The organism is Streptomyces sp. CRN 30 (genome assembly GCF_034105845.1).
This window is the reverse complement of sequence record NZ_JAVRHI010000400.1, coordinates 45,835-66,450: the sequence shown is the minus strand read 5'-3', so window position 1 is coordinate 66,450 and position 20,616 is coordinate 45,835. Positions and strand designations below refer to the sequence as shown.

Annotated in this window: 16 protein-coding genes; 11 read left to right on the top strand and 5 right to left on the bottom strand. The window is 70.8% G+C overall.

The genetic code is table 11. From position 1 onward, the window contains the following. Nucleotides 1-6: 6 nt before the first annotated feature. Entirely contained in the window at nt 7-681 is a 675-nt protein-coding gene (locus UW392_RS43935) for a GNAT family N-acetyltransferase (RefSeq protein WP_414497283.1), read from the top strand. 93 nt (nt 682-774) lie between these two features. After that, nucleotides 775-2,751: an ATP-dependent DNA helicase gene (locus UW392_RS43930; protein ID WP_320780920.1), complete on the top strand. Its 1,977-nt coding sequence runs from the start codon at nt 775-777 to the stop codon at nt 2,749-2,751. Nucleotides 2,752-2,966: 215 nt separating this feature from the next. On the opposite strand, the gene lexA is transcribed toward UW392_RS43930, so the two are convergent. Then, nucleotides 2,967-3,746 (bottom strand): transcriptional repressor LexA, encoded by a 780-nt coding sequence (lexA, locus tag UW392_RS43925; protein ID WP_320780919.1) that lies wholly within the window; start codon nt 3,744-3,746, stop codon nt 2,967-2,969. A 656-nt stretch (nt 3,747-4,402) separates the two neighbouring features. On the opposite strand from lexA, the gene nrdR reads away from it, so the two are divergent. Both nrdR and UW392_RS43915 read left to right on the top strand, forming a co-directional pair. Then, nucleotides 4,403-4,954: a transcriptional regulator NrdR gene (nrdR, locus tag UW392_RS43920; RefSeq protein WP_320780918.1), complete on the top strand. Its 552-nt coding sequence runs from the start codon at nt 4,403-4,405 to the stop codon at nt 4,952-4,954. A gap of 163 nt (nt 4,955-5,117) precedes the next feature. Continuing rightward, nucleotides 5,118-8,012 carry a vitamin B12-dependent ribonucleotide reductase gene (locus UW392_RS43915; RefSeq protein ID WP_320780917.1) on the top strand — a complete coding sequence of 965 codons (2,895 nt, stop codon included), beginning with the start codon at nt 5,118-5,120 and terminating at the stop codon, nt 8,010-8,012. Nucleotides 8,013-8,083: 71 nt separating this feature from the next. Here the strand turns inward: UW392_RS43915 and UW392_RS43910 are convergent, their stop codons facing one another. Further along, nucleotides 8,084-8,614, bottom strand: a complete 531-nt coding sequence (locus tag UW392_RS43910; RefSeq protein WP_320780916.1) for a TerD family protein — start codon at nt 8,612-8,614, stop codon at nt 8,084-8,086. A gap of 155 nt (nt 8,615-8,769) precedes the next feature. Between UW392_RS43910 and UW392_RS43905 the strand changes: the two genes are divergently transcribed. The 3 genes from UW392_RS43905 to UW392_RS43895 all read left to right on the top strand — a co-directional run bounded on the left by UW392_RS43905 (nt 8,770) and on the right by UW392_RS43895 (nt 11,094). After that, nucleotides 8,770-9,375 (top strand): YdbC family protein, encoded by a 606-nt coding sequence (locus UW392_RS43905; protein ID WP_320780915.1) that lies wholly within the window; start codon nt 8,770-8,772, stop codon nt 9,373-9,375. A 102-nt stretch (nt 9,376-9,477) separates the two neighbouring features. After that, entirely contained in the window at nt 9,478-10,137 is a 660-nt protein-coding gene (locus UW392_RS43900; RefSeq protein ID WP_320780914.1) for a phosphoglycerate mutase family protein, read from the top strand. Between the two features lie 12 nt (nt 10,138-10,149). Further along, the gene (locus UW392_RS43895) at nt 10,150-11,094 is read left to right on the top strand and encodes an ADP-ribosylglycohydrolase family protein (RefSeq protein WP_320780913.1); all 945 of its coding nucleotides are present in this window, start codon (nt 10,150-10,152) and stop codon (nt 11,092-11,094) included. 19 nt (nt 11,095-11,113) lie between these two features. On the opposite strand, the gene UW392_RS43890 is transcribed toward UW392_RS43895, so the two are convergent. Beyond that, entirely contained in the window at nt 11,114-12,805 is a 1,692-nt protein-coding gene (locus tag UW392_RS43890; protein WP_320780912.1) for an MFS transporter, read from the bottom strand. A gap of 183 nt (nt 12,806-12,988) precedes the next feature. Between UW392_RS43890 and UW392_RS43885 the strand changes: the two genes are divergently transcribed. The 3 genes from UW392_RS43885 (at nt 12,989) to UW392_RS43875 (ending at nt 15,098) form a co-directional block, all read left to right on the top strand. Further along, nucleotides 12,989-13,609, top strand: coding sequence for a TetR/AcrR family transcriptional regulator (locus UW392_RS43885; RefSeq protein WP_320780911.1), 621 nt, complete (start codon nt 12,989-12,991; stop codon nt 13,607-13,609). A 71-nt stretch (nt 13,610-13,680) separates the two neighbouring features. Next, nucleotides 13,681-14,382 (top strand): ribonuclease HII, encoded by a 702-nt coding sequence (locus tag UW392_RS43880; protein ID WP_320780910.1) that lies wholly within the window; start codon nt 13,681-13,683, stop codon nt 14,380-14,382. A 77-nt stretch (nt 14,383-14,459) separates the two neighbouring features. Further along, entirely contained in the window at nt 14,460-15,098 is a 639-nt protein-coding gene (locus UW392_RS43875; RefSeq protein ID WP_320780909.1) for a hypothetical protein, read from the top strand. A gap of 574 nt (nt 15,099-15,672) precedes the next feature. Here the strand turns inward: UW392_RS43875 and UW392_RS43870 are convergent. Then, complete coding sequence (locus UW392_RS43870) at nt 15,673-16,287, bottom strand: hypothetical protein (RefSeq protein ID WP_320780908.1); 615 nt, start codon at nt 16,285-16,287, stop codon at nt 15,673-15,675. A 326-nt stretch (nt 16,288-16,613) separates the two neighbouring features. Further along, the gene (locus tag UW392_RS43865) at nt 16,614-18,779 is read right to left on the bottom strand and encodes a RecQ family ATP-dependent DNA helicase (protein WP_320780907.1); all 2,166 of its coding nucleotides are present in this window, start codon (nt 18,777-18,779) and stop codon (nt 16,614-16,616) included. Between the two features lie 141 nt (nt 18,780-18,920). On the opposite strand from UW392_RS43865, the gene UW392_RS43860 reads away from it, so the two are divergent. Further along, nucleotides 18,921-20,531 (top strand): DUF4192 domain-containing protein, encoded by a 1,611-nt coding sequence (locus UW392_RS43860; RefSeq protein WP_320780906.1) that lies wholly within the window; start codon nt 18,921-18,923, stop codon nt 20,529-20,531. Nucleotides 20,532-20,616: the final 85 nt, after the last annotated feature.

Below are 20,616 nucleotides of genomic sequence, written 5' to 3'. Positions count from 1 at the left end.
GACACCGTGCTGCCCACCGAGGCGAGACCCCGGACCGCCGATACCCGCGATACCCGCTTTCCCCGTGACACTCGCGCGCGGGAGACCGGTCCCGCGCCCCGCACCGGCCCCCTGCCGCGCGACGACGTCGCCGATTGGGGCCCCACCCCCACGCCCGCCGGACCGTTCCACCTGCTCCCCGTGCGCGTCGGGCGCGACCTTCCGCTCGTCAGCCGCTGGATGAACGACCCTGTTGTGGCCGAGTTCTGGGAACTCACCGGACCGCCGAGCGTGACCGAGGCGCACCTGCGCGCCCAGCTCACCGGAAGCGGCCACAGCGTGCCGTGCCTCGGTGTCCTCGACGGCCGTCCGATGAGCTACTGGGAGATCTACCGTGCCGATCTCGACCCGCTGGCCCGGCACTGTCCGGCCCGCCCCCACGACATCGGCGTGCACCTGCTGATCGGTGACGACGCCGACCGGGGCCGAGGGCTCGGCACCACTCTGATCCGGGCCGTGGCCGACCTCGTCTGGGACCGGCGGCCCGCCTGCACGCGCGTGCTCGCCGAACCGGATCTCCGCAACACGCCTTCCATCGCCGCCTTCCTCGGCGCGGGCTTCCGGTTCGCCGCCGAGATCGACCTGCCGGCCAAGCGCGCGGCCCTCATGGTCAGGGACCGGTCCCTGCGGCATCTGCTGTAGCCGTCGGCAGTGCGTCGGCGCGGTCCCCCGCAGGGCTCGTGCTCCCCTGTTGCCCACCCGTTTGTCAGTCCCGGGCCGTAGGGTGGTCGCGCTATGACGAAGCCCTCACTCCCCGAACTCCTGCATGCCGCCGTCACTGCCGTCGGCGGCACGGAGCGTCCCGGCCAGGTGACCATGGCCGAAGCGGTCGCCGAGGCGATCGACGACGGTTCCCATCTGCTGGTCCAGGCCGGCACCGGCACCGGAAAGTCGCTCGGTTACCTGGTGCCGGCCCTCGCCCACGGAGACCGGGTGATCGTGGCGACCGCGACCCTGGCCCTGCAGCGCCAGCTCGTCGAGCGGGACCTGCCGCGCACGGTGGACGCGCTCCACCCGCTGCTGCGCCGCCGGCCGGAGTTCGCGATGCTCAAGGGCCGGTCGAACTACCTGTGCCTGCACCGGCTGCACGAGGGGATGCCGCAGGACGAGGAGGAGGGCCTCTTCGACCAGTTCGAGGCCGCCGCGCCGACCAGCAAGCTGGGCCAGGACCTGCTGCGGATGCGGGACTGGGCGGACGAGACCGAGACCGGCGACCGCGACGACCTCACGCCGGGCGTCTCGGACCGGGCGTGGGCCCAGGTGTCGGTGTCGTCCCGGGAGTGCCTGGGCGCCACGAAGTGCGCGTACGGCGCCGAGTGCTTCGCCGAGATGGCCCGGGAGCGGGCCAAGCTCTCCGAGGTGATCGTCACCAACCACGCGCTGCTCGCCATCGACGCCATCGAGGGCGCACCGGTCCTCCCGCAGCACGAGGTGCTCATCGTCGACGAGGCGCACGAGCTGGTCTCCCGGGTCACCGGCGTCGCCACCGGCGAGCTCACGCCCGGCCAGGTCAGCCGCGCGGTGCGGCGGGCCGCGAAGCTCGTCAACGAGAAGGCCGCAGACCAGCTCCAGACCGCCTCCGAGGGGTTCGAGCGGCTCATGGAGCTGGCCCTGCCGGGCCGCCTGGAGGAGATCCCGGAAGACCTCGGCTACGCGCTGGCGGCCCTGCGCGACGCCTGCCGCACGGTGATCTCCGCCCTCGGCTCCACCCGTGACAAGTCCGTGCAGGACGAGGACGCGGTCCGCAAACAGGCACTGGCCTCCGTGGAGAACGTGCACGACGTGGCGGAGCGCATCGTCAACGGCTCCGAGTGGGACGTCGTCTGGTACGAGCGCCACGACCGCTTCGGCGCGTCCCTCAGGGTCGCCCCGATGTCCGTCTCCGGTCTGCTGCGGGAGAAGCTCTTCACCGATCGTTCGGTGGTGCTCACCTCGGCGACGCTGAAGCTCGGCGGTGACTTCAACGGCGTCGGCGCCTCCCTCGGCCTCGCCCCCGAAGGCACGCAGGGCGACGACGTCCCGCAGTGGAAGGGCGTCGACGTCGGCTCGCCCTTCGACTACCCCCGGCAGGGAATCCTGTACGTCGCCAAGCACCTGGCACGCCCGGCACGCGACGGCGACCGCGCCGACATGCTGGACGAGCTGACGGAGCTGATCCAGGCCGCCGGCGGCCGCACCCTGGGGCTGTTCTCGTCGATGCGGGCGGCGCAGCTGGCGGCGGAGGAGCTGCGGTCGCGGATCCCCGAGTACCCGATCCTCCTCCAGGGCGAGGAGACCCTCGGCGAGCTGATCAAGAACTTCGCGGCCGACGCGAAGACCTGCCTGTTCGGGACGCTCTCCCTCTGGCAGGGCGTCGACGTCCCCGGCCCCAGCTGCCAGCTGGTCGTCATGGACAAGATCCCGTTCCCGCGTCCGGACGACCCGCTGATGAGCGCCCGCCAGAAGGCGGTGGAGGAGGCGGGCGGCAACGGCTTCATGGCCGTGGCCGCGACCCACGCGGCGCTGCTCATGGCCCAGGGCGCGGGTCGCCTCGTACGGGCCTCCGGTGACCGGGGAGTCGTCGCCGTCCTGGACCAGCGGCTGGCCACGGCCCGGTACGGCAGCTATCTCAAGGCGTCACTGCCTGATTTCTGGTACACCACGGACCGTAATCAGGCACGGAAGTCGCTGGCCGCCATCGACGCGGCGGCGAAGCAGACGGAAGGCGCATGATCGGTGGGTAGCCTGACGCGGCACCGCGTCAGGCTACCCACCGAGCGAAACCGCCCGGTCAGCGGGGCCCGGTGACCGGGAAAACCGGACAGTCGGCCGGGCGGACCGCACAGCCGACCGGGAGAACCGGACAGCGCAGGGCCCCGGAACCGGCGCAGAGGTTCCGGGGCCCGGTCGTGACGGCGGGGCCCGGCCGGGCCCGCGCACCGTGACGCTCAGACGCGGCGCAGTACGGCCACCACCTTGCCGAGGATGGTCGCGTCGTCGCCGGGGATCGGCTCGTAGGCCGAGTTGTGCGGGAGGAGCCAGACGTGGCCGTCCTCGCGCTTGAAGCGCTTGACGGTGGCCTCGCCGTCGAGCATGGCGGCGACGATGTCGCCGTTCTCGGCGACCGGCTGGCGGCGGACCGTGACCCAGTCGCCGTCACAGATGGCGGCCTCGATCATCGAGTCGCCGACGACCTTGAGGACGAACAGCTCGCCGTCGCCGACCAACTGCCGGGGCAGGGGGAAGACGTCCTCGACGGACTCCTCGGCGAGGATCGGCCCACCGGCGGCGATACGGCCGACCAGCGGGACGTAGGAGGCGGCCGGCTTGCCCGCGGTGTCCGTGGGCTGCACGGAGGCGGCCTGGTCGGAGCCGCGCACCTCGTACGCGCGGGGGCGGTGCGGGTCGCGCCGCAGGAAGCCCTTGCGCTCCAGTGCCATCAGCTGGTGGGCGACGGAGGAGGTGCTGGAGAGGCCGACCGCCTGGCCGATCTCCCGCATCGACGGCGGGTAGCCTCGACGCTGGACGGAGTCGCGGATGACCTCGATCACCCGGCGTTGGCGATCGGTGAGTCCCGAGCTGTCCGCCCGGATTCCTGGAGGTCGGCCAGGTAGGGAGCGCTTGGCTCCCTCGGGATTCGTGGCTTCGTTCATCGCATGTACTGGCTCGATCCGGCCCGTGGAGCGGTCCTGGGCAGTGATGGCGGCACTGTCTGCGGTGGTGGTCACGTCGGCCCCTCTCGATGGTCTCCCTGCTGGACAACGGTAGTTGCTTTCGAAAGGTTGCGCCAAACACACGTTCGAGTGAAAAAACGCGTTTTGCCTGACGTGATCATGTGTCCAGGTGTATCGCTGCCGCGGTGATCAGCGGACATAAGGGTTCATTGCTGTACCCTTCACCGCCGGGGTGGTCGCCCGCGGGTTGTGGCCCCAGTCTGCCATTCGGCGTTCCGTGCGAAGGGGAGTGGTCCCCATCTGTGCGGGAGTCCCACTCCGCCTCCCCGCGGCGCCCACGGTATCTCCGTATCCGTCGCGCCCGTCCGACCGCGTCACGCGCGCGTGCCCACGTGGGCCGCGTAATGTGCCCCCGCGCGGGCCGGGACCCGCCCGCCCGGCGGCCGTCCGTGTGCGGTCCGGCGACCGTCCGTGTGCGGTCCGGCGCGCCCGGTGCCGCCGCCCGCCCGCCGGTGCGGGCGCGACACGCGTGACAGCGTGGATGTATGAGCCAATCCCCACATCTAGTGGTTGGATTGGATCAGTGGCCCACAAGTTGTGGTCCCCCCGGTCTTCGAGCCGGTGGCGATCGCCTATGCTGGGGGTCGCTTCGAGGGGCCAGAAGGCCCTCATGAGGCTATTGAGTCTGCTGTGAGGAGGGTTGGAGTCCCATGCACTGCCCCTTCTGCAGGCACCCCGACAGCCGGGTCGTCGACAGCCGTACGACCGACGACGGCACGTCGATCCGCAGGCGCCGCCAGTGCCCCGACTGCTCCCGTCGCTTCACCACCGTGGAGACCTGCTCGCTGATGGTGGTCAAACGGTCCGGGGTCACCGAACCGTTCAGCCGCACCAAGATCATCAACGGCGTGCGGAAGGCGTGTCAGGGGCGGCCCGTCACCGAGGACGCGCTCGCCCAGCTCGGCCAGCGGGTCGAGGAGGCGGTACGGGCCACCGGCAGCGCCGAGCTGACCAGTCATGACGTGGGGCTGGCCATCCTCGGTCCGCTGCAGGAACTGGACCTCGTCGCCTATCTGCGGTTCGCCTCGATCTACCGGGCGTTCGATTCGCTCGAGGACTTCGACGCGGCGATCGCGGAGCTCAGGGTGCAGACGGGGCGGCCCGGCGGGGACGGCGGAGAGACCGGCGCGGGGAGCCAGGAAGACGGCCACGGGCCCGGAGGGACCGCGCAGGTCCCCGAGCCCGCAGGCGCCTCCGACTGACCGGCGGACCGGGCCCGGACGGAGGAACCGGGACCGGCTGTCCGGTGGCGGAGACAGAGACCTGTTGCGGGCGGAGCGAGAAGCCCGCAACACCAGACAGAACACCGTGCCACGGGAACATCGAGGCACTTCAGGGCGTTTTCGCCCGTATCAGGGAGGCGGCATGACAGAGACGGCGAGCGGTCCGGCACGGAGTTCCCGCGCCAAGGGCACCAAGGCGAGCAAGGGACTCCGCGTCGAGCGCATCCACACCACCCCCGGGGTCCACCCCTACGACGAGGTGGCCTGGGAGCGTCGTGACGTCGTCATGACCAACTGGCGCGACGGCTCGGTCAACTTCGAGCAGCGCGGCGTGGAGTTCCCCGACTTCTGGTCGGTGAACGCGGTCAACATCGTCACCAGCAAGTACTTCCGGGGTGCCGTCGGCACCCCGCAGCGCGAGACCAGCCTCAAGCAGCTGATCGACCGCATCGTGAAGACGTACCGGAAGGCCGGCGAGGACTACAAGTACTTCGCCTCGCCCGCCGACGCGGAGATCTTCGAGCACGAGCTGGCCTACGCACTCCTGCACCAGATCTTCAGCTTCAACAGCCCCGTCTGGTTCAACGTGGGCACCCCCCAGCCGCAGCAGGTCTCCGCCTGCTTCATCCTGTCCGTCGACGACTCCATGGAGTCGATCCTCGACTGGTACAAGGAAGAGGGGATGATCTTCAAGGGCGGTTCCGGCGCCGGCCTGAACCTCTCCCGTATCCGCTCCTCCAAGGAGCTGCTCTCCTCCGGCGGCAACGCCTCCGGTCCCGTCTCCTTCATGCGGGGCGCCGACGCCTCCGCCGGAACGATCAAGTCCGGTGGCGCCACCCGCCGTGCGGCGAAGATGGTCATCCTGGACGTCGACCACCCCGACGTCGAGGACTTCATCAAGACCAAGGTCACGGAAGAGGAGAAGATCCGCGCCCTGCGCGACGCGGGCTTCGACATGGACCTGGGCGGCGACGACATCACGTCCGTCCAGTACCAGAACGCCAACAACTCGGTCCGTGTCAACGACGAGTTCATGAAGGCGGTCGAGCAGGGCGGCAAGTTCGGCCTGCGCTCCCGGATGACCGGCGAGGTCATCGAGGAGATCGAGGCCAAGGGCCTGTTCCGCAAGATGGCCGAGGCCGCCTGGGCCTGTGCCGACCCCGGCATCCAGTACGACGACCAGATCAACCACTGGCACACCTGCCCGGAGTCCGGCCGCATCAACGGCTCGAACCCCTGCAGCGAGTACATGCACCTGGACAACACGTCCTGCAACCTCGCCTCGCTGAACCTGATGAAGTTCCTCAAGGACGACGGCCTGGGCCACCAGTCCTTCGAGACCGAGCGCTTCCAGAAGGTCGTCGAGCTGGTCATCACCGCGATGGACATCTCGATCTGCTTCGCGGACTTCCCGACCCAGAAGATCGGCGAGAACACCCGCGCCTTCCGTCAGCTCGGCATCGGCTACGCCAACCTCGGCGCCCTGCTGATGGCCACCGGCCACGCCTACGACTCCGACGGCGGCCGCGCGCTCGCCGGTGCCATCACCTCCCTGATGACCGGCACCGCCTACCGTCGCTCCTCCGAGCTGGCCTCGGTCGTCGGCCCGTACGACGGCTACGCCCGCAACGCCGACGCCCACCAGCGCGTCATGAAGCAGCACTCCGACGCCAACGGCACCGCCGTCCGCATGGACGACCTGGACACCCCGGTGTGGGCCGCTGCGACGGAGGCCTGGCAGGACGTCCTGCGCCTCGGCGAGAAGAACGGTTTCCGTAACTCGCAGGCGTCCGTCCTCGCCCCGACCGGCACCATCGGTCTGGCGATGTCCTGCGACACCACCGGTGTCGAGCCCGACCTGGCGCTGGTCAAGTTCAAGAAGCTCGTCGGCGGCGGCTCGATGCAGATCGTCAACGGCACCGTCCCGCAGGCCCTGCGCCGCCTGGGCTACCAGGAGGAGCAGATCGAGGCGATCGTCGCCCACATCGCCGACAACGGCAACGTGATCGACGCCCCCGGCCTCAAGCCCGAGCACTACGAGGTCTTCGACTGCGCCATGGGCGAGCGGGCCATCTCCCCGATGGGCCACGTCCGCATGATGGCCGCGATCCAGCCCTGGATCTCCGGCGCCATCTCCAAGACGGTCAACATGCCGGAGTCGGCGACCGTCGAAGAGGTCGAGGAGATCTACTTCGAGGCGTGGAAGCTCGGCGTCAAGGCGCTGGCGATCTACCGCGACAACTGCAAGGTCGGCCAGCCGCTCTCCGCCAAGACCAAGGAGAAGGAGAAGGCGGAGGTCACCGAGAAGACCGAGGCGGCCATCCGGGAGACGGTCGAGAAGGTCGTCGAGTACCGCCCGGTCCGCAAGCGCCTCCCGAAGGGACGTCCCGGCATCACCACGTCCTTCACCGTCGGCGGCGCCGAGGGTTACATGACGGCGAACTCCTACCCGGACGACGGTCTGGGCGAGGTCTTCCTGAAGATGTCCAAGCAGGGTTCCACCCTCGCGGGCATGATGGACGCCTTCTCCATCGCGGTCTCCGTGGGGCTCCAGTACGGCGTGCCGCTGGAGACGTACGTCTCGAAGTTCACCAACATGCGCTTCGAGCCGGCCGGTATGACGGACGACCCGGACGTGCGGATGGCGCAGTCGATCGTCGACTACATCTTCCGCCGCCTGGCGCTGGACTTCCTGCCCTTCGAGACGCGCTCCGCGCTCGGCATCCACTCCGCCGAGGAGCGCCAGCGCCACCTGGAGACGGGTTCGTACGAGCCGTCCGAGGACGAGGTCGACGTCGAGGGCCTGGCCCAGTCGGCGCCGCTCGCCCAGGAGCTGAAGGCGGTCGCCACGCCGAAGGCCGAGGTCGAGGCGGCGAAGCCCGCTCCGAAGCAGGCGCACACCAGCGCCGAGCTGGTGGAGATGCAGCTGGGCATCCAGGCCGACGCCCCGCTGTGCTTCTCCTGCGGCACCAAGATGCAGCGGGCCGGTTCCTGCTACATCTGCGAGGGCTGCGGCTCGACCAGCGGCTGCAGCTGATCGGTAGCGTCTGATTGATGAGTAAGGGGCGGTGACCATGGTCACCGCCCCTTACTCATGCGCTGTGCGGCTCAGGAGCGGCGTGCTCCCATGGTCGCGGTGAACTCCGCGGGGTCGCCGTCGTGGCCGTGGACGCCGGCCCGGAACTCCCATGCTCCCGTCTCGTCCCGTACGAACTCCGCGACCGTCGCCGCCGTCGCCCCCGGTACGTCCCCGAAGTCCGAGGTGGCGAGGTCGGTGTGGCCCTCCCGGATCCGCAGGCCCGGGTGGTACACGCCCACGAAGGTCCGGCGTTCGTCACGCTGCTGTATGACCACACCGACCACCACGCGCGCGTACCGCTCGCTGAGCCGTTCGAGTTCCAGCGTCATGACCTCGTCGAAACCGAAGCCCTTGCCGTCCTGGCTGTCCCGGTTGAGATAGATGGTGCCGTCGGGGGAGCGGCTGTCGAAGTGCACCACGTAGGCGGGATCACCGTACGGGGCGTCCGCCAGGTAGGTCGCGGCGACCACGTCCAGATCGGCGGGTGTCTCGCCCGCAGGATTCGGGTCCCACCGCAGCGCGACCTCGACTTTCCGGATGCCCTTGCTGAGGCCGTTCACTCAGTTCCCCTTCCCGGTAGCCCGTCCTGTCCGTCCACCCCAACTGCCGAACAGTGACGGCCGGTTGTCCATCCTGCCACGCATACGGGCGCGGGAACGGAAAGCAGACCACGCAAGGGCGGCCGGGCCGCCTTTCCTGGCCTTACCATGGCGCGGTGCTGGTCAAGTGGATTCGCTGCACCGTGGTCGACCGCCGCGGTTTCGAACGGGGGCAGCGAAAGTGGGCGGGGCTTCCGGGGGAGCCGGGTTTTCGGGGACAGGGCGGTGGCTGGAGCCGGCTGCGGCCCGAAGTGGCGCACGTCTTCGCCTTCTGGGAGAGCCGCACCTTCTACGACTCCTTCATGGCGCGTTCCCACGACCGGCTGGCCGCGGCGCAGTCGGGCACCTTCAAGAATGCCCGCACCAGGCTTTTCGACTACCGCTTCGATGTGAAGACCGGTTTCGAACCGCGATTCACGGACGCCGATCTGGTGCGCGTGGCCCTCTGCCGCGCGCACGAGGAGCGTGCCGAGCATTTCGTCCTCATGCAGGAGAAGGTGTGGAACCCCGCCATGGCCGGTTCGCCGGGCATGGTCCGCGGTCTTTTCGGCGAGGCGCCCGGGAACGAATACCTCATCCTGTCGATGTGGCGGGCCGCTGCCGAGCACGGCAAATACCGCGCGGACCGGGTGGAGCGGCTCGCGCTGCGCGCCCAGACGGAGGCCGACGTCTCCGCCCTCACCGGGGACATCGTGGAGCTGGAACCCTCCTGGACCGTGTGACCTGGGGCCGAGCCCCGTGCCCCGGTCCCGGACCGGGTGACCTACGCCGTATGGAGCCCGCCCGGGTGCTCGGCGGGCCGCGGCGCGATCTAGGGTTTTGGCATGGCACGACCACGGCGCATCGTCCTTGTCCGGCACGGCGAGTCAACGGGCAACCTTGACGACTCCGTGTACGAACGCGAACCCGACCACGCCCTCGGCCTGACGGAGCAGGGCTGGCGGGAGGCCGCCGACACCGGAGAGAGAGTGCGCGAGCTCTTCGGCCGCGACCGGATCAGCGTGTACGTCTCGCCGTACCGGCGCACGCACGAGACCCTGCGCGCCTTCCGCCTCGACCCCGAGCTCATACGGGTGCGGGAGGAACCCCGGCTGCGGGAGCAGGACTGGGGCAACTGGCAGGACCGCGAGGACGTACGCCTGCAGAAGGCGTACCGGGACGCGTACGGACACTTCTTCTACCGCTTCGCGCAGGGCGAGTCCGGCGCGGACGTGTACGACCGGGTGGGCGGATTCCTGGAGAGCCTGTTCCGCAGCTTCGAGGCCCCCGACCACCCGCCGAACGTTCTCCTGGTGACGCACGGACTGGCCATGCGGCTGTTCTGCATGCGGTGGTTCCACTGGACGGTGGCGGAATTCGAGTCGCTGTCCAATCCGGGGAACGGTGAAATGCGGATGCTCGTTCTCGGCGACGACGGAAAATACCGGCTGGACCGTCCGTTCGACCGCTGGCGGGACCCGGAACCGTACTGGATGACCGGATAAGGTGGCAGGGTCATGACCGCACATTCCTCTGGCGGCGAGCGCTTGGGTGAACGCCCGGACGAACGCCTGGACGAGCGCCTGGAACGGGCCCTGGCGAGTCTGCGCGGACTGTCGGTGGGTGACGCGCTGGGCTCCCAGTACTTCGTGCCCGTCAACCACCCGCTGCTGAAGCGGCGCGAAGTACCGGCCGGGCCGTGGCAGTGGACGGACGACACGGAGATGGCCTGCTCCGTGGTGGCCGAACTCCGGGCCCACCGGCGCGTCGACCAGGACAGCCTGGCCCGCTCCTTCGCCGAGCACCACGACTTCGACCGCGGCTACGGGCCCGCGGTCAACCGGCTCCTCCGGCTGGTCCGGGAAGGCGGCGACTGGCGGGAGCTGGCCGCCGACCTCTTCGACGGCCAGGGCTCCTGGGGGAACGGCGCCGCGATGCGCATCGCCCCGCTGGGCGCCTGGTACGCGGACGACCCCGAGCAGGCCACGCACCAGGCGGAGATCTCCGCCTACCCCACTCACCAGCACCGTGAGGCGGTGGTCGGCGCCATGGCCGTAGCCGCCGCGGCAGCGCTCGCCGCCGCGGACGACGGCCCGCCGGACGCCGGGGCGCTCCTCGACGGCGTCATCGCACTGGTGCCGAAGAAGAGCGCGGTCGGTGCGGGGCTGCGCCGGGCCCGGGACATGCTCGACTTCGGCGACGCGGCCACGGTGGCGGCGGTCCTGGGCTGCGGCCGGCGCACCACGGCGCACGACACGGTTCCGTTCGCGCTCTGGTCGGCGGCCCGCGCCCTCGGTGACTATGAGCGGGGTTTCTGGACGACCGCGCAGGTCGGCGGGGATGTCGACACGAACTGCGCCATCGTCGGCGGTGTGCTCGCCGGGGCGGAGGCCGGGGCTCCGCCGCCGGCTTGGGTGGAGCGGACGGAGGGGCTGCCGGGGTGGCTCACGGCAGCGCTGTAGTACGGCGTACGGTGTCGCGTCAGCCGGTGCGGGTGCCGGGGCTGGTGCCCGAGCCCGTGCCCGAGCCCGTGCCCGTATCTGTGCCGGCACCGGTGCCCGGCCCCGAGCCTGTGCCGGCACCGGTGCCCGACCCTGAGCCTGGGCCGGTGTCGGCGCTGGTGCCGGTGCCCCCGCCCCCGCCCGCCGTACCGGAGAGGGCCTCCAGGTCGCTCCTGCGGACCCTGATCACCAGCCAGGCCGTGGCCAGTGCGAGGACGGCCATCGCGGCGGCCGGGACGAACGCCGCGGAGATGCCCTGTGCCAGCACCTCGTGTCCCCAGGGCGCCGGAAGCTGATGCGTCGAGGCGAACACGGCCTTCTGCTCGGGCGACCCGTTCGCGAGGAAGTCCGGCAGCTGTTCCTTCGCCTCGTTCCTGCTCGCCGTGCCGAACACGGTGGTCAGGATGGACAGACCGAGGGCGCCGCCGACCTGCTGCGTCGCGTTGAGCAGTCCGGACGCGGCGCCCGCCTCGTGCCGGGCGACGCCGGAGACCGCGGTGAGCGTCAGGGTGACGAAGTTCAGCCCCATGCCGAAACCGAAGACGAGCATGGGCCCCAGTACTCCGCCCGCGTAGGAGCTGTCGGAGGTGATCAGCGCCTGCCAGGCCAGGCCGATCGCCGCGAGCGCGGAACCGACGAGCATGAACGGCTTGGGACCGAACACCGGAAGGAACCGCTGCGACAGTCCCGCGCCGAGCGCGATCACGACGGTGACCGGCAGGAAGGCGAGCCCGGCCTCGATGGGGCTGTAGCCGAGGACGTTCTGCACGAACAGCACGATGTAGAAGAACATCCCGAACATCGCCGCTGCCAGGCTCAGCATGATCACGTACGTGCCGGAGCGGTTGCGGTCGGCGAACATCCGCAACGGGGTGATCGGCTCCCGGGCCCGGGACTCGACGACGGCGAAGGCGAGCAGCAGCACCACGGCCGCACCGAAGGAGGCGATGGTCAGACTGTCCCGCCACCCCTCGTCCGCGGCCCTGATGAAGCCGTACACGAGCGTGGCCATACCCGCCGTCGAGGTCACCGCGCCCGCGATGTCGAAGCGGCCGGAGTGCCGTTCGGACTCGTTGATGTAGAGCGGGGTGACGGCGGCGATCAGCAGGCCGATCGGCACGTTGACGAAGAGGACCCACCGCCAGTCCAGCCATTCGGTGAGCATGCCGCCCGCCAGCAGGCCGATCGCCCCGCCGCCCGCGGAGACGGCGGCGAAGACACCGAAGGCGCGGTTCCGTTCGGGACCCTCGGGGAAGGTCGTCGTGATCAGCGCCAGGGAGGTGGGCGACGCGATCGCACCTCCCATCCCCTGGAGGACCCGCGCGGCCAGCAACTGCCAGGGCTCCTGGGCAAATCCACCGATCAGCGAGGCGAGAGTGAAGATCAGGATGCCGGTGATGAAGACCCGGCGGCGGCCCAGGATGTCACCGGCCCGGCCCCCGAGCAGCAGCAGGCCGCCGAAGGTGAGCGTGTAGGAGCTGACGACCCAGGTGAGGTCTGTGGTGCTGAAACGCAGAGCGTCCTGAATGTGTGGAAGGGCGATGTTCACAATCGTCGCGTCGAGTACCACCATGAGTTGGCAGGCCGCGATGACGGCGAGTGCGATACCGGGGTGCCCGTTCCTTCGGGCGGTGCCCGGCTTCGGAGATCGGATCGACGGAGAGGTTGTCACTGTGAATCCCCCACGACTGCCATAGTGAACGCTTGCGTTCACTGTCTCGACAACGGTAGTGACCCCCGAACAGTGAACGCAAGCGTTCACTGTCCCCCGCGTCGTGCGCGCCGTCCCCCCACCGCGGCCGCGCGGCCGCGTTCCCCCTGAGCCTCCGCTCCGCTCGTCCCTGGAGATACCTGCATGACTACTTCGTCCTGGGAGGCCGCCTCCGCTCAGACGGCCTCCCGCCGCCGCGGCGCGGTACTGGAACGCGCGATCCTCGACGCGGCCCTGGATCAGCTCGGCACGGTCGGCTGGAACGGGCTCACGATGGAGGGGGTGGCCGCCGGGGCCCAGACCGGCAAGGCCGCGGTCTACCGGCGGTGGTCGTCCAAGGAGGACCTCGTCGCGGACGCGCTACGGGCCGGCCTGCCGCGTTTCGACACCGCGCCGGACCTGGGCAGCGTGCGCGACGATCTGCTCGCCCTGTGCCGTCGCGCTCGGGACGCCATGTTCTCCCGGCCCGGATTCGCCCTGCGCTCGGTCATTCACGAATGCGACACGCTGCAGGCCGAGCGCTTTCACGCCGTGATCGCGGAAGGCGTGATCGAACCGACCATAAGGCTGCTGCGTGAGGTCATCACGCGCGGAATCGAACGGAATGAGGTGCGCGCTGACGCTGCCAACGGTTACGTCTTCGACGCCGTCCCCGCGATGATGATGTACCGCTCCAAGGTGTGCGGATGCGAATGGCCCGATCAAGAGATAGAGCGGATGATTGACCAGCTGATGCTGCCGCTGCTGCGCCCTGTCGGCCCCTGACCGAGGCCGGTGCGCCGCTGAGGCAACCGGGGTGTCGACGACGCTCGGCGGCGGCGTAGGCTATGGGCGCCATGCCGTACGAACCACCCACCCACACCGTCGAGCGCTCTCTCCGCGCCACGACCGGAGCGAAGATCGTTGCCGGTGTCGACGAGGTGGGGCGTGGCGCGTGGGCCGGCCCGGTCACCGTCTGCGCGGCGGTCACGGGTCTGCGTCGGCCTCCGACGGGCCTCACCGACTCCAAGCTCCTCACCGTCAAGCGGCGTGACGAGATGGCCGAGGTGCTGCGGACATGGGTGACGTCGTACGCGCTGGGGCATGCCTCTCCGGAGGAGATCGACGACCTGGGGATGACGGCCGCACTGCGACTCGCGGCGGTCCGTGCCCTGGAGACTCTGCCGGTCCGCCCCGACGCGGTGATCCTCGACGGCAAACACGACTATCTCGGCACGCCCTGGCGGGTCCGCACGGTGATCAAAGGTGATCAGTCGTGCGTGGCGGTCGCGGCGGCCTCGGTGATCGCCAAGGTTCAGCGCGACAAAATGATGGCCGAACTGGGTATCGACCATGCAGACTTCGGTTTTGCGGACAACGCCGGGTATCCGTCGCCCGTCCACAAGGCCGCGCTGGCGGAGCGGGGCCCCACCCCGTACCACCGGTTGTCCTGGGCGTATCTTGATGGGCTGCCGAAGTGGCGGCACCTCAAGAAGGTCCGCAGCTTGACGGAGGGAAGCGTTCCGGTGATCGAGGGTCAGCTCGGCTTCGATTTCTGACACTTCTCCCCGCGCGTTCCGTGCGTATGTGCCACCCGCTGACGCGGGCCGCACCAACGTTTGATAAAAATCAGCTCATGCCTCTCATTCCCGAGGAGCCTCAGATTCACGAGAGTGCCCAGGGTCCCCGCGCCACTCCGGCCAGCGGCCGTACCGCGCAGACCCCTCGCCCCGTACCAGGCCCCCGCCCCGCGGCCCCGCCGCGTCCCGGGCGTCCCGGCCCGCTCCGTCCCACACCTCCGGCGCAACGCGCGTCACATGACGCGGCTCCCGCCAAGCCCGCCCCGTCGGGTCCGGTGGCTCCCGTCGCCGCCGAGGGCTCGCCCGCTCAGCAGATCCAGCTGATCCCGGCCACGGTCGAAGGCGCCCTCGACGCCGCCGAAGAGGCCGTGGACCTGCTGCTGGACGCGGGCCGCGCCCCCGGCGACGTGCTGGTGCTCACCACCGGCGAGCCGCATCCGTGGGCCACCCACGAACTGTCCTTCGGTGAGACCTCCTACTGGGCTCAGCACGACGCGGGCGACGACGTCTTCTACGCGGACGCCGCCGGTGCGACCCGTGCCGCCTCGCGGCCCGTGGTCGTCGTCGCGGTGAACGGCGGTACGGAAGCCACCGCCGCCTCCGCGCTGGCCCTGGCGCACACCCGGGCCGGCGCCCTGCTGATCGTCTGCGGTGACCCGCAGCGCATCAACGCGGTGCTGGGCGCGAGCGCCTGAGCCGGCTCCCTCGCGCCGGGTCCGCACCGGAGTGACGAAGGAGCCGCCGTGCGGCAGAGCACGGCGGCGGCTTTCGTCCGCCCGCCCTGCGGGGTACGGGCCGTCTCGGGGCGTGACGTTGCGCTGCCGCCGGTTCGGTGCGGTGGACCGAGGTACGTGTCGGTACGGAGCGGCGGGTTCGGCCGCGTCGGTACGGTGCGGGGGTTCAACTGCGTCGGTACGGTGCGGTGGGTCGTGAGCTGCGTCGGTACGGCCCGGCAGATCGAGTGCGTGTCGGTGCGGTGCTCGGTGACGCGCTTCCTCTGACGCCTGTCTGCCGGGCGGCGCGGCGTTGACCCGACTCCGAGCCCTTATCGGTACGGCCCGTCGATATGGCCCGCCGGGCCGGGCTGTCACTACGAGGCCCGTCCGGTACGGATTGTCGATACCGGCTGTCGGCGCGAGCCCAGTCCGGTATGGCTTGTCGGTACGGGCTGTCGGCGCGAGCCCAGTCCGGTATGGCTTGTCGGTACTGGCTGTCGGTGTGGGCCCAGTCCGGTATGCGTTGTCGTTACGGGCTGTCGGTGTGGGCCTGTCAGCGTGCGGCCGCGCGGCGCAGTACCTCGGAGGCCGCGCCGCCCGTGCGGGGCTGCGGCAACGGTGTCTCCGACGTCGCGAACGGCTCCGGAGCCGAGACCGAGTTGGGACGGCGTCCGCCCCGGCCCTCGCCCAGCACCTGCCAGCCGTCACGTGTCAGCGTGATGTACGCCCCGCAGCGCAGGCCGTGCAGCGTGCAAGCATCCCTCAGCCCCCACATCCACGCCCCGTCCTCCTCCGTCCAGCGGGCGTCACCCTCACGGCAGCAGAGCAGCACCGCGGTGCGTACCGGGGTGCGGCGGCGCAGGTCGTGCGGGATCACCCGGCGGAGCTGGGCGAGCAGGACGTTACGGAACAGCCAACCGTCGGCCGACGCCGGCCGGTTGGTGAACGAGGCGCTCGCACGCAGCCGTTCGTCCGGGTCCAGAACGGCCACGATCACGGTGGTGGCACCGGGACGGTGGCGCGAGTGCAGCCCGCTGACGATCTCCCGCGGGTTGCGCAGCAGCGGGATGCCCGCGGCGGCCCACTCGGCGGGTTCGAGCAATCGGGTGGCGGAGGTGGTGGACGGCGACAGCGACGCCGTCGAGGACGGAGCGAATCCGAAGGTCACGTTCCTCCCTTCGGCTACGCGCCCACACTGCGGGCAGGGTCAGATCTGGGGGACGCGCACCGCAGTGAAGCCCTGCCGGATCACGGACGAGCCGTGCGGGGAGCGGAGTCCAATTCTTCCTGTCGAACTTGGTTGCGGCAACGAGCAATTGAGACTGCCGACCGTTATCGGGTGATGTGTGTTTTATATCCCTACCCAGGGCTTCCCCTGGTGACGCATGGGACGCCCGGAACGGTCACGGTCGTGCGCGTCGCGGCGGGTCCACGTCACCTGTGAGCCGACTGTTCCCCGGACGGAACCGGCAGCTCGTCCCGCCTGCGCGACGGTCACCCCTGCACGGCCAGGACCAGCGGCAGCACCTCCTCCGCACCGGCCCGCCGGAGCAGACGCGCGGCGACGGCCAGCGTCCAGCCGGTCTCGGTGAAGTCGTCGACGAGAAGCACCGGTCCGGGCTGCCCGGCGAGCGCGGTCGCGAGCCCCGGCGGCACGGTCAGCGCGCCGTCGAGGACCTTGAGCCGCTGGGCGCTGTTGCTGCGCGACGGCCGGGGAGCGTCGGCCGTGTACTCGACGGTGCCGAGCAGCGGCAGCCGTCCGACCTCGGCGATGCGCTCCCCGAGGGAGCCGACCAGCCGAGGCCGGGTGCGTGAGGCGACGGTGACGACACCGACGGGACGCGTCCGGCCGTCCGGCACCCCCGGGGCCCAGCCGCCGGGACCCTTCGCCCAGTCCGCCAGAACTCCGACAACGGCCTTGGCGACATCGTCGGGCACCGCCCCGTCCGAAGCCTGCGCGGCGAACAGGGGCCGCAGCCGGTTGCCCCAGCCGATGTCGGACAGCCGGCCCAGCGCCCGGCCGGTCGCAGCCTGTTCACCGGCCGGAATACGTCCCTTCAACTCGACTCCGATCGCCGGAAGACCGGTCGGCCACATGCGGCGCGGCTCCACCTCGACGCCCGCCCGGCCGAGGTCCGCGCGGGCCGCGTCGAGGGCGTCGGCGGACATCTCGGCGGTGAACCGCGCCCCGGCGCAGTTGTTGCAGCGGCCGCAGGGCTTGGCACCCTCGTCGTCCAACTGCCGCTGCAGGAACTCCATCCGGCAGCCGGTCGTCGACGCGTAGTCGCGCATCGCCTGCTGCTCGGCCTTGCGCTGCCGGGCGACCCACTCGTATCGCGCGGCGTCGTACGTCCACGGCCGGCCGGTCGCGATCCAGCCGCCCTTGACCCGCTTGACCGCGCCGTCCACGTCGAGAACCTTGAGCATGGTCTCCAGCCGCGACCGGCGCAGCTCCACCAGCGGTTCCAGGGCGGGCAGCGACAGGGGCCGCTCCGCGTGTGCCAGCACGTCCAGGGTGCGGCGCACCAACTCCTCCGAGGGGAAGGCCAGCGAGGCGAAGTACTCCCAGATCGCCTCGTCCTCCCGGCCCGGGAGGAGGAGCACCTCGGCGTGCTCGACACCGCGTCCGGCACGGCCCACCTGCTGGTAGTAGGCGATGGGGGAGGAAGGCGAGCCGAGGTGCACCACGAAACCCAGGTCGGGTTTGTCGAAGCCCATACCGAGCGCCGATGTGGCCACGAGCGCCTTGACCCGGTTGGCCAGCAGGTCGTCCTCCGCCTGCTGGCGGTCGGCGTTCTCGGTCTTGCCGGTGTAGGAGGCGACCGTGTGCCCGCGCTGCCGGAGGAACGCCGTGACCTCCTCGGCCGCGGCGACGGTGAGCGTGTAGATGATGCCCGAGCCCGGCAGGTCCGTGAGGTGGTCGGCGAGCCAGGCCATGCGGTCCGGCGCGTCCGGCAGCCGAAGCACCGACAGGCTCAGGCTCTCCCGGTCCAGCGGGCCGCGCAGCACCAGGGCGTCCGACGCGCCTCCCGTGCCGAGCTGCTCGGCGACGTCGGCCGTCACGCGCGCGTTGGCGGTCGCGGTGGTGGCGAGCACCGGGACGCCGGGCGGCAGATCGGCGAGCATTGTGCGCAGACGCCGGTAGTCCGGGCGGAAGTCGTGGCCCCAGTCGGAGATGCAGTGGGCCTCGTCCACCACGAGAAGACCGGTCGCGGCGGCGAGCTTCGGCAGGACCTGGTCACGGAAGTCGGGGTTGTTCAGCCGCTCCGGACTCACCAGCAGCACGTCGACCTCGCCTGCGGCGATCTCGTGCTGGACCGCTTCCCACTCCTCGGTGTTGGAGGAGTTGATGGTCCGCGCGCGGATGCCTGCTCGGGCGGCCGCGTCCACCTGGTTGCGCATCAGCGCGAGCAGCGGGGAGACGATCACGGTCGGGCCGCCGCCCCGGGCACGGAGCAACGCCGTCGCCACGAAATAGACGGCGGACTTGCCCCAGCCGGTGCGCTGCACGACCAGGGCGCGGCGGCCTTCGGCGACCAGCGCCTCGATCGCCCGCCACTGGTCCTCGCGCAGCCGGGCCGTGCCGGAAGGGTCCCCGACGAGCCGGGAGAGGACCGCGTCGGCGTCCGCCCGGAGGTCGGCGTTGCTCGTGTGCTCCATGCGCTCCATACAACAGGAAAGCACCGACAGCCGTCGCACCCTGTGGACAGCGACGGCCTCGCGGAGCTCGGGTGACGTGTCCCTGATCGTAGTTATCCACAGGCTCAAGCGGGGTCTGGCGATCCGCGAGATCGTCGGGCCATGACGAACCAGAGCGGAACGACCGGAGCATCCGGGAACGGCGACATCGGCGGACGTGGACGACCGGACCACACGGCCCGGATCACCCATGACAACCACGAGGAAGAGCACCCGATCACTCTGCGGACCCCGGCCGAACTGGCCGACGCACTGCCCTACCTCCTCGGCTATCGGCCCGAGGACAGCATCGTCCTGGTGGCCCTGCACGAACGGGACGGGCGCGGCCGGTTCGGCGGCCGGGCCCGGCTGGGCATCCCGCCACAGCGGGACGACTGGGACGCCGCCGCCAGGCAACTGGTCCACGGCCTGATCATCGGCAGCGAGCGCAGGGGCACCCGGCCCGAGCAGATGGTCGCCTACCTCTGCCGGGAACCGGCGAAGGGCGAGACCGGCCGGCAGGTCATGACCCGGCTGCGGTCCCTGGCGCAGCGTCTGCGGATCGAGTGCGGCGCCCTCGACGTGCCCGTGGTCGAGGCGCTGTGCATCTCCGACGGCCGCTTCTGGTCGTACTGCTGCGACGACCAGTCCTGCTGTCCGCCCGAGGGGCTCCCGATGGGCCTGCCGGGCACGTCCGTACTGGCGGCGGCCGCCACGTACGCGGGCATCCAGGTACGGGGCACACTGAGCGAGTTGCACGTCAGGCTGCGGCCCTGGGAAGGCGCCGCCGTCACCGAGCAGGAAACCGCCCTCGACACGGTCGGCATGGCCCTGATCTCCCGGATCCTCGACGAAGACCGGCGCGCCGGTGTGGCCGAGGAGACGCTGGAACTGGCGGAGCGGGCCATGGCCCGTCTCGCCGACGCCCCACCCGTGACGGGAACGACCCGGGCGGACCGCCGCGACGACGGACTCCTGTCCCACGACGAGGCGGCGCGGCTGATCCACGGGCTCCAGGACCGGACGACACGCGACCGCGCGGCCGAGTGGATGGAGGGTGACGAGGCTCCCAGCGCCCTGCGGCTGTGGCGCGCTCTGGCCCGCCGCTGCGTCGGGTCCTACGGCGAACACGCGGCGGCGCCCCTCACCCTGGCGGGATGGGTCGCGTGGTCCACCGGCGACGAACTGGAAGCACGCGAGGCCCTGGCCATGGCCCTGGCGGCAGACACCGAGTACCTCTTCGCCCGGCTCCTTCACCAAGCCTGCAACGAGGGCCTCGACCCCGAGACGATCCGCAACTGCCTGCGGACGGAACGGGGGAACCGAGGAGATGCGATGAGCGAGCCGCCGGCCTGCGGTGAGCCGGCGGCCTTCACTCCGATGCCGGTGGTCCAGGCGGCCGCCACTCCGGTACCGGTGGCCCCGGCGGTACCTGCGCCGGACTCACCATCGCTGGCGACGCATCCGACGCCGCCCGTGGTCGAGTCCCCCTTGCACACCCCGCACCCGACGGCACGCCGCCGCCCGCGCACATGCGCCGCGGACCCGGTGAGCAGCGCTCGCCGTCAGACGGCCACACCGTCCAGTCCGCCGGCACCGGAGAGCCGCTCCCCGGAGAGCCGCACGCCCACGGGCCGTAGGCGGCGAACGCGGGGTGCCGCCAGGGGGCCCGCCGCCCGACGGAATGCCTCCGCCGGGGAGCACAGCCCCGGCAGGAGCGCGAGCGAGGAGTGACCGGAGGAGACGGGACGTGAGGCCGAGGGCGTGACTTGCCGAAGGGCGGTCCCGTTCACCTGAGTGGCGCAACGTCCGCGTGGGT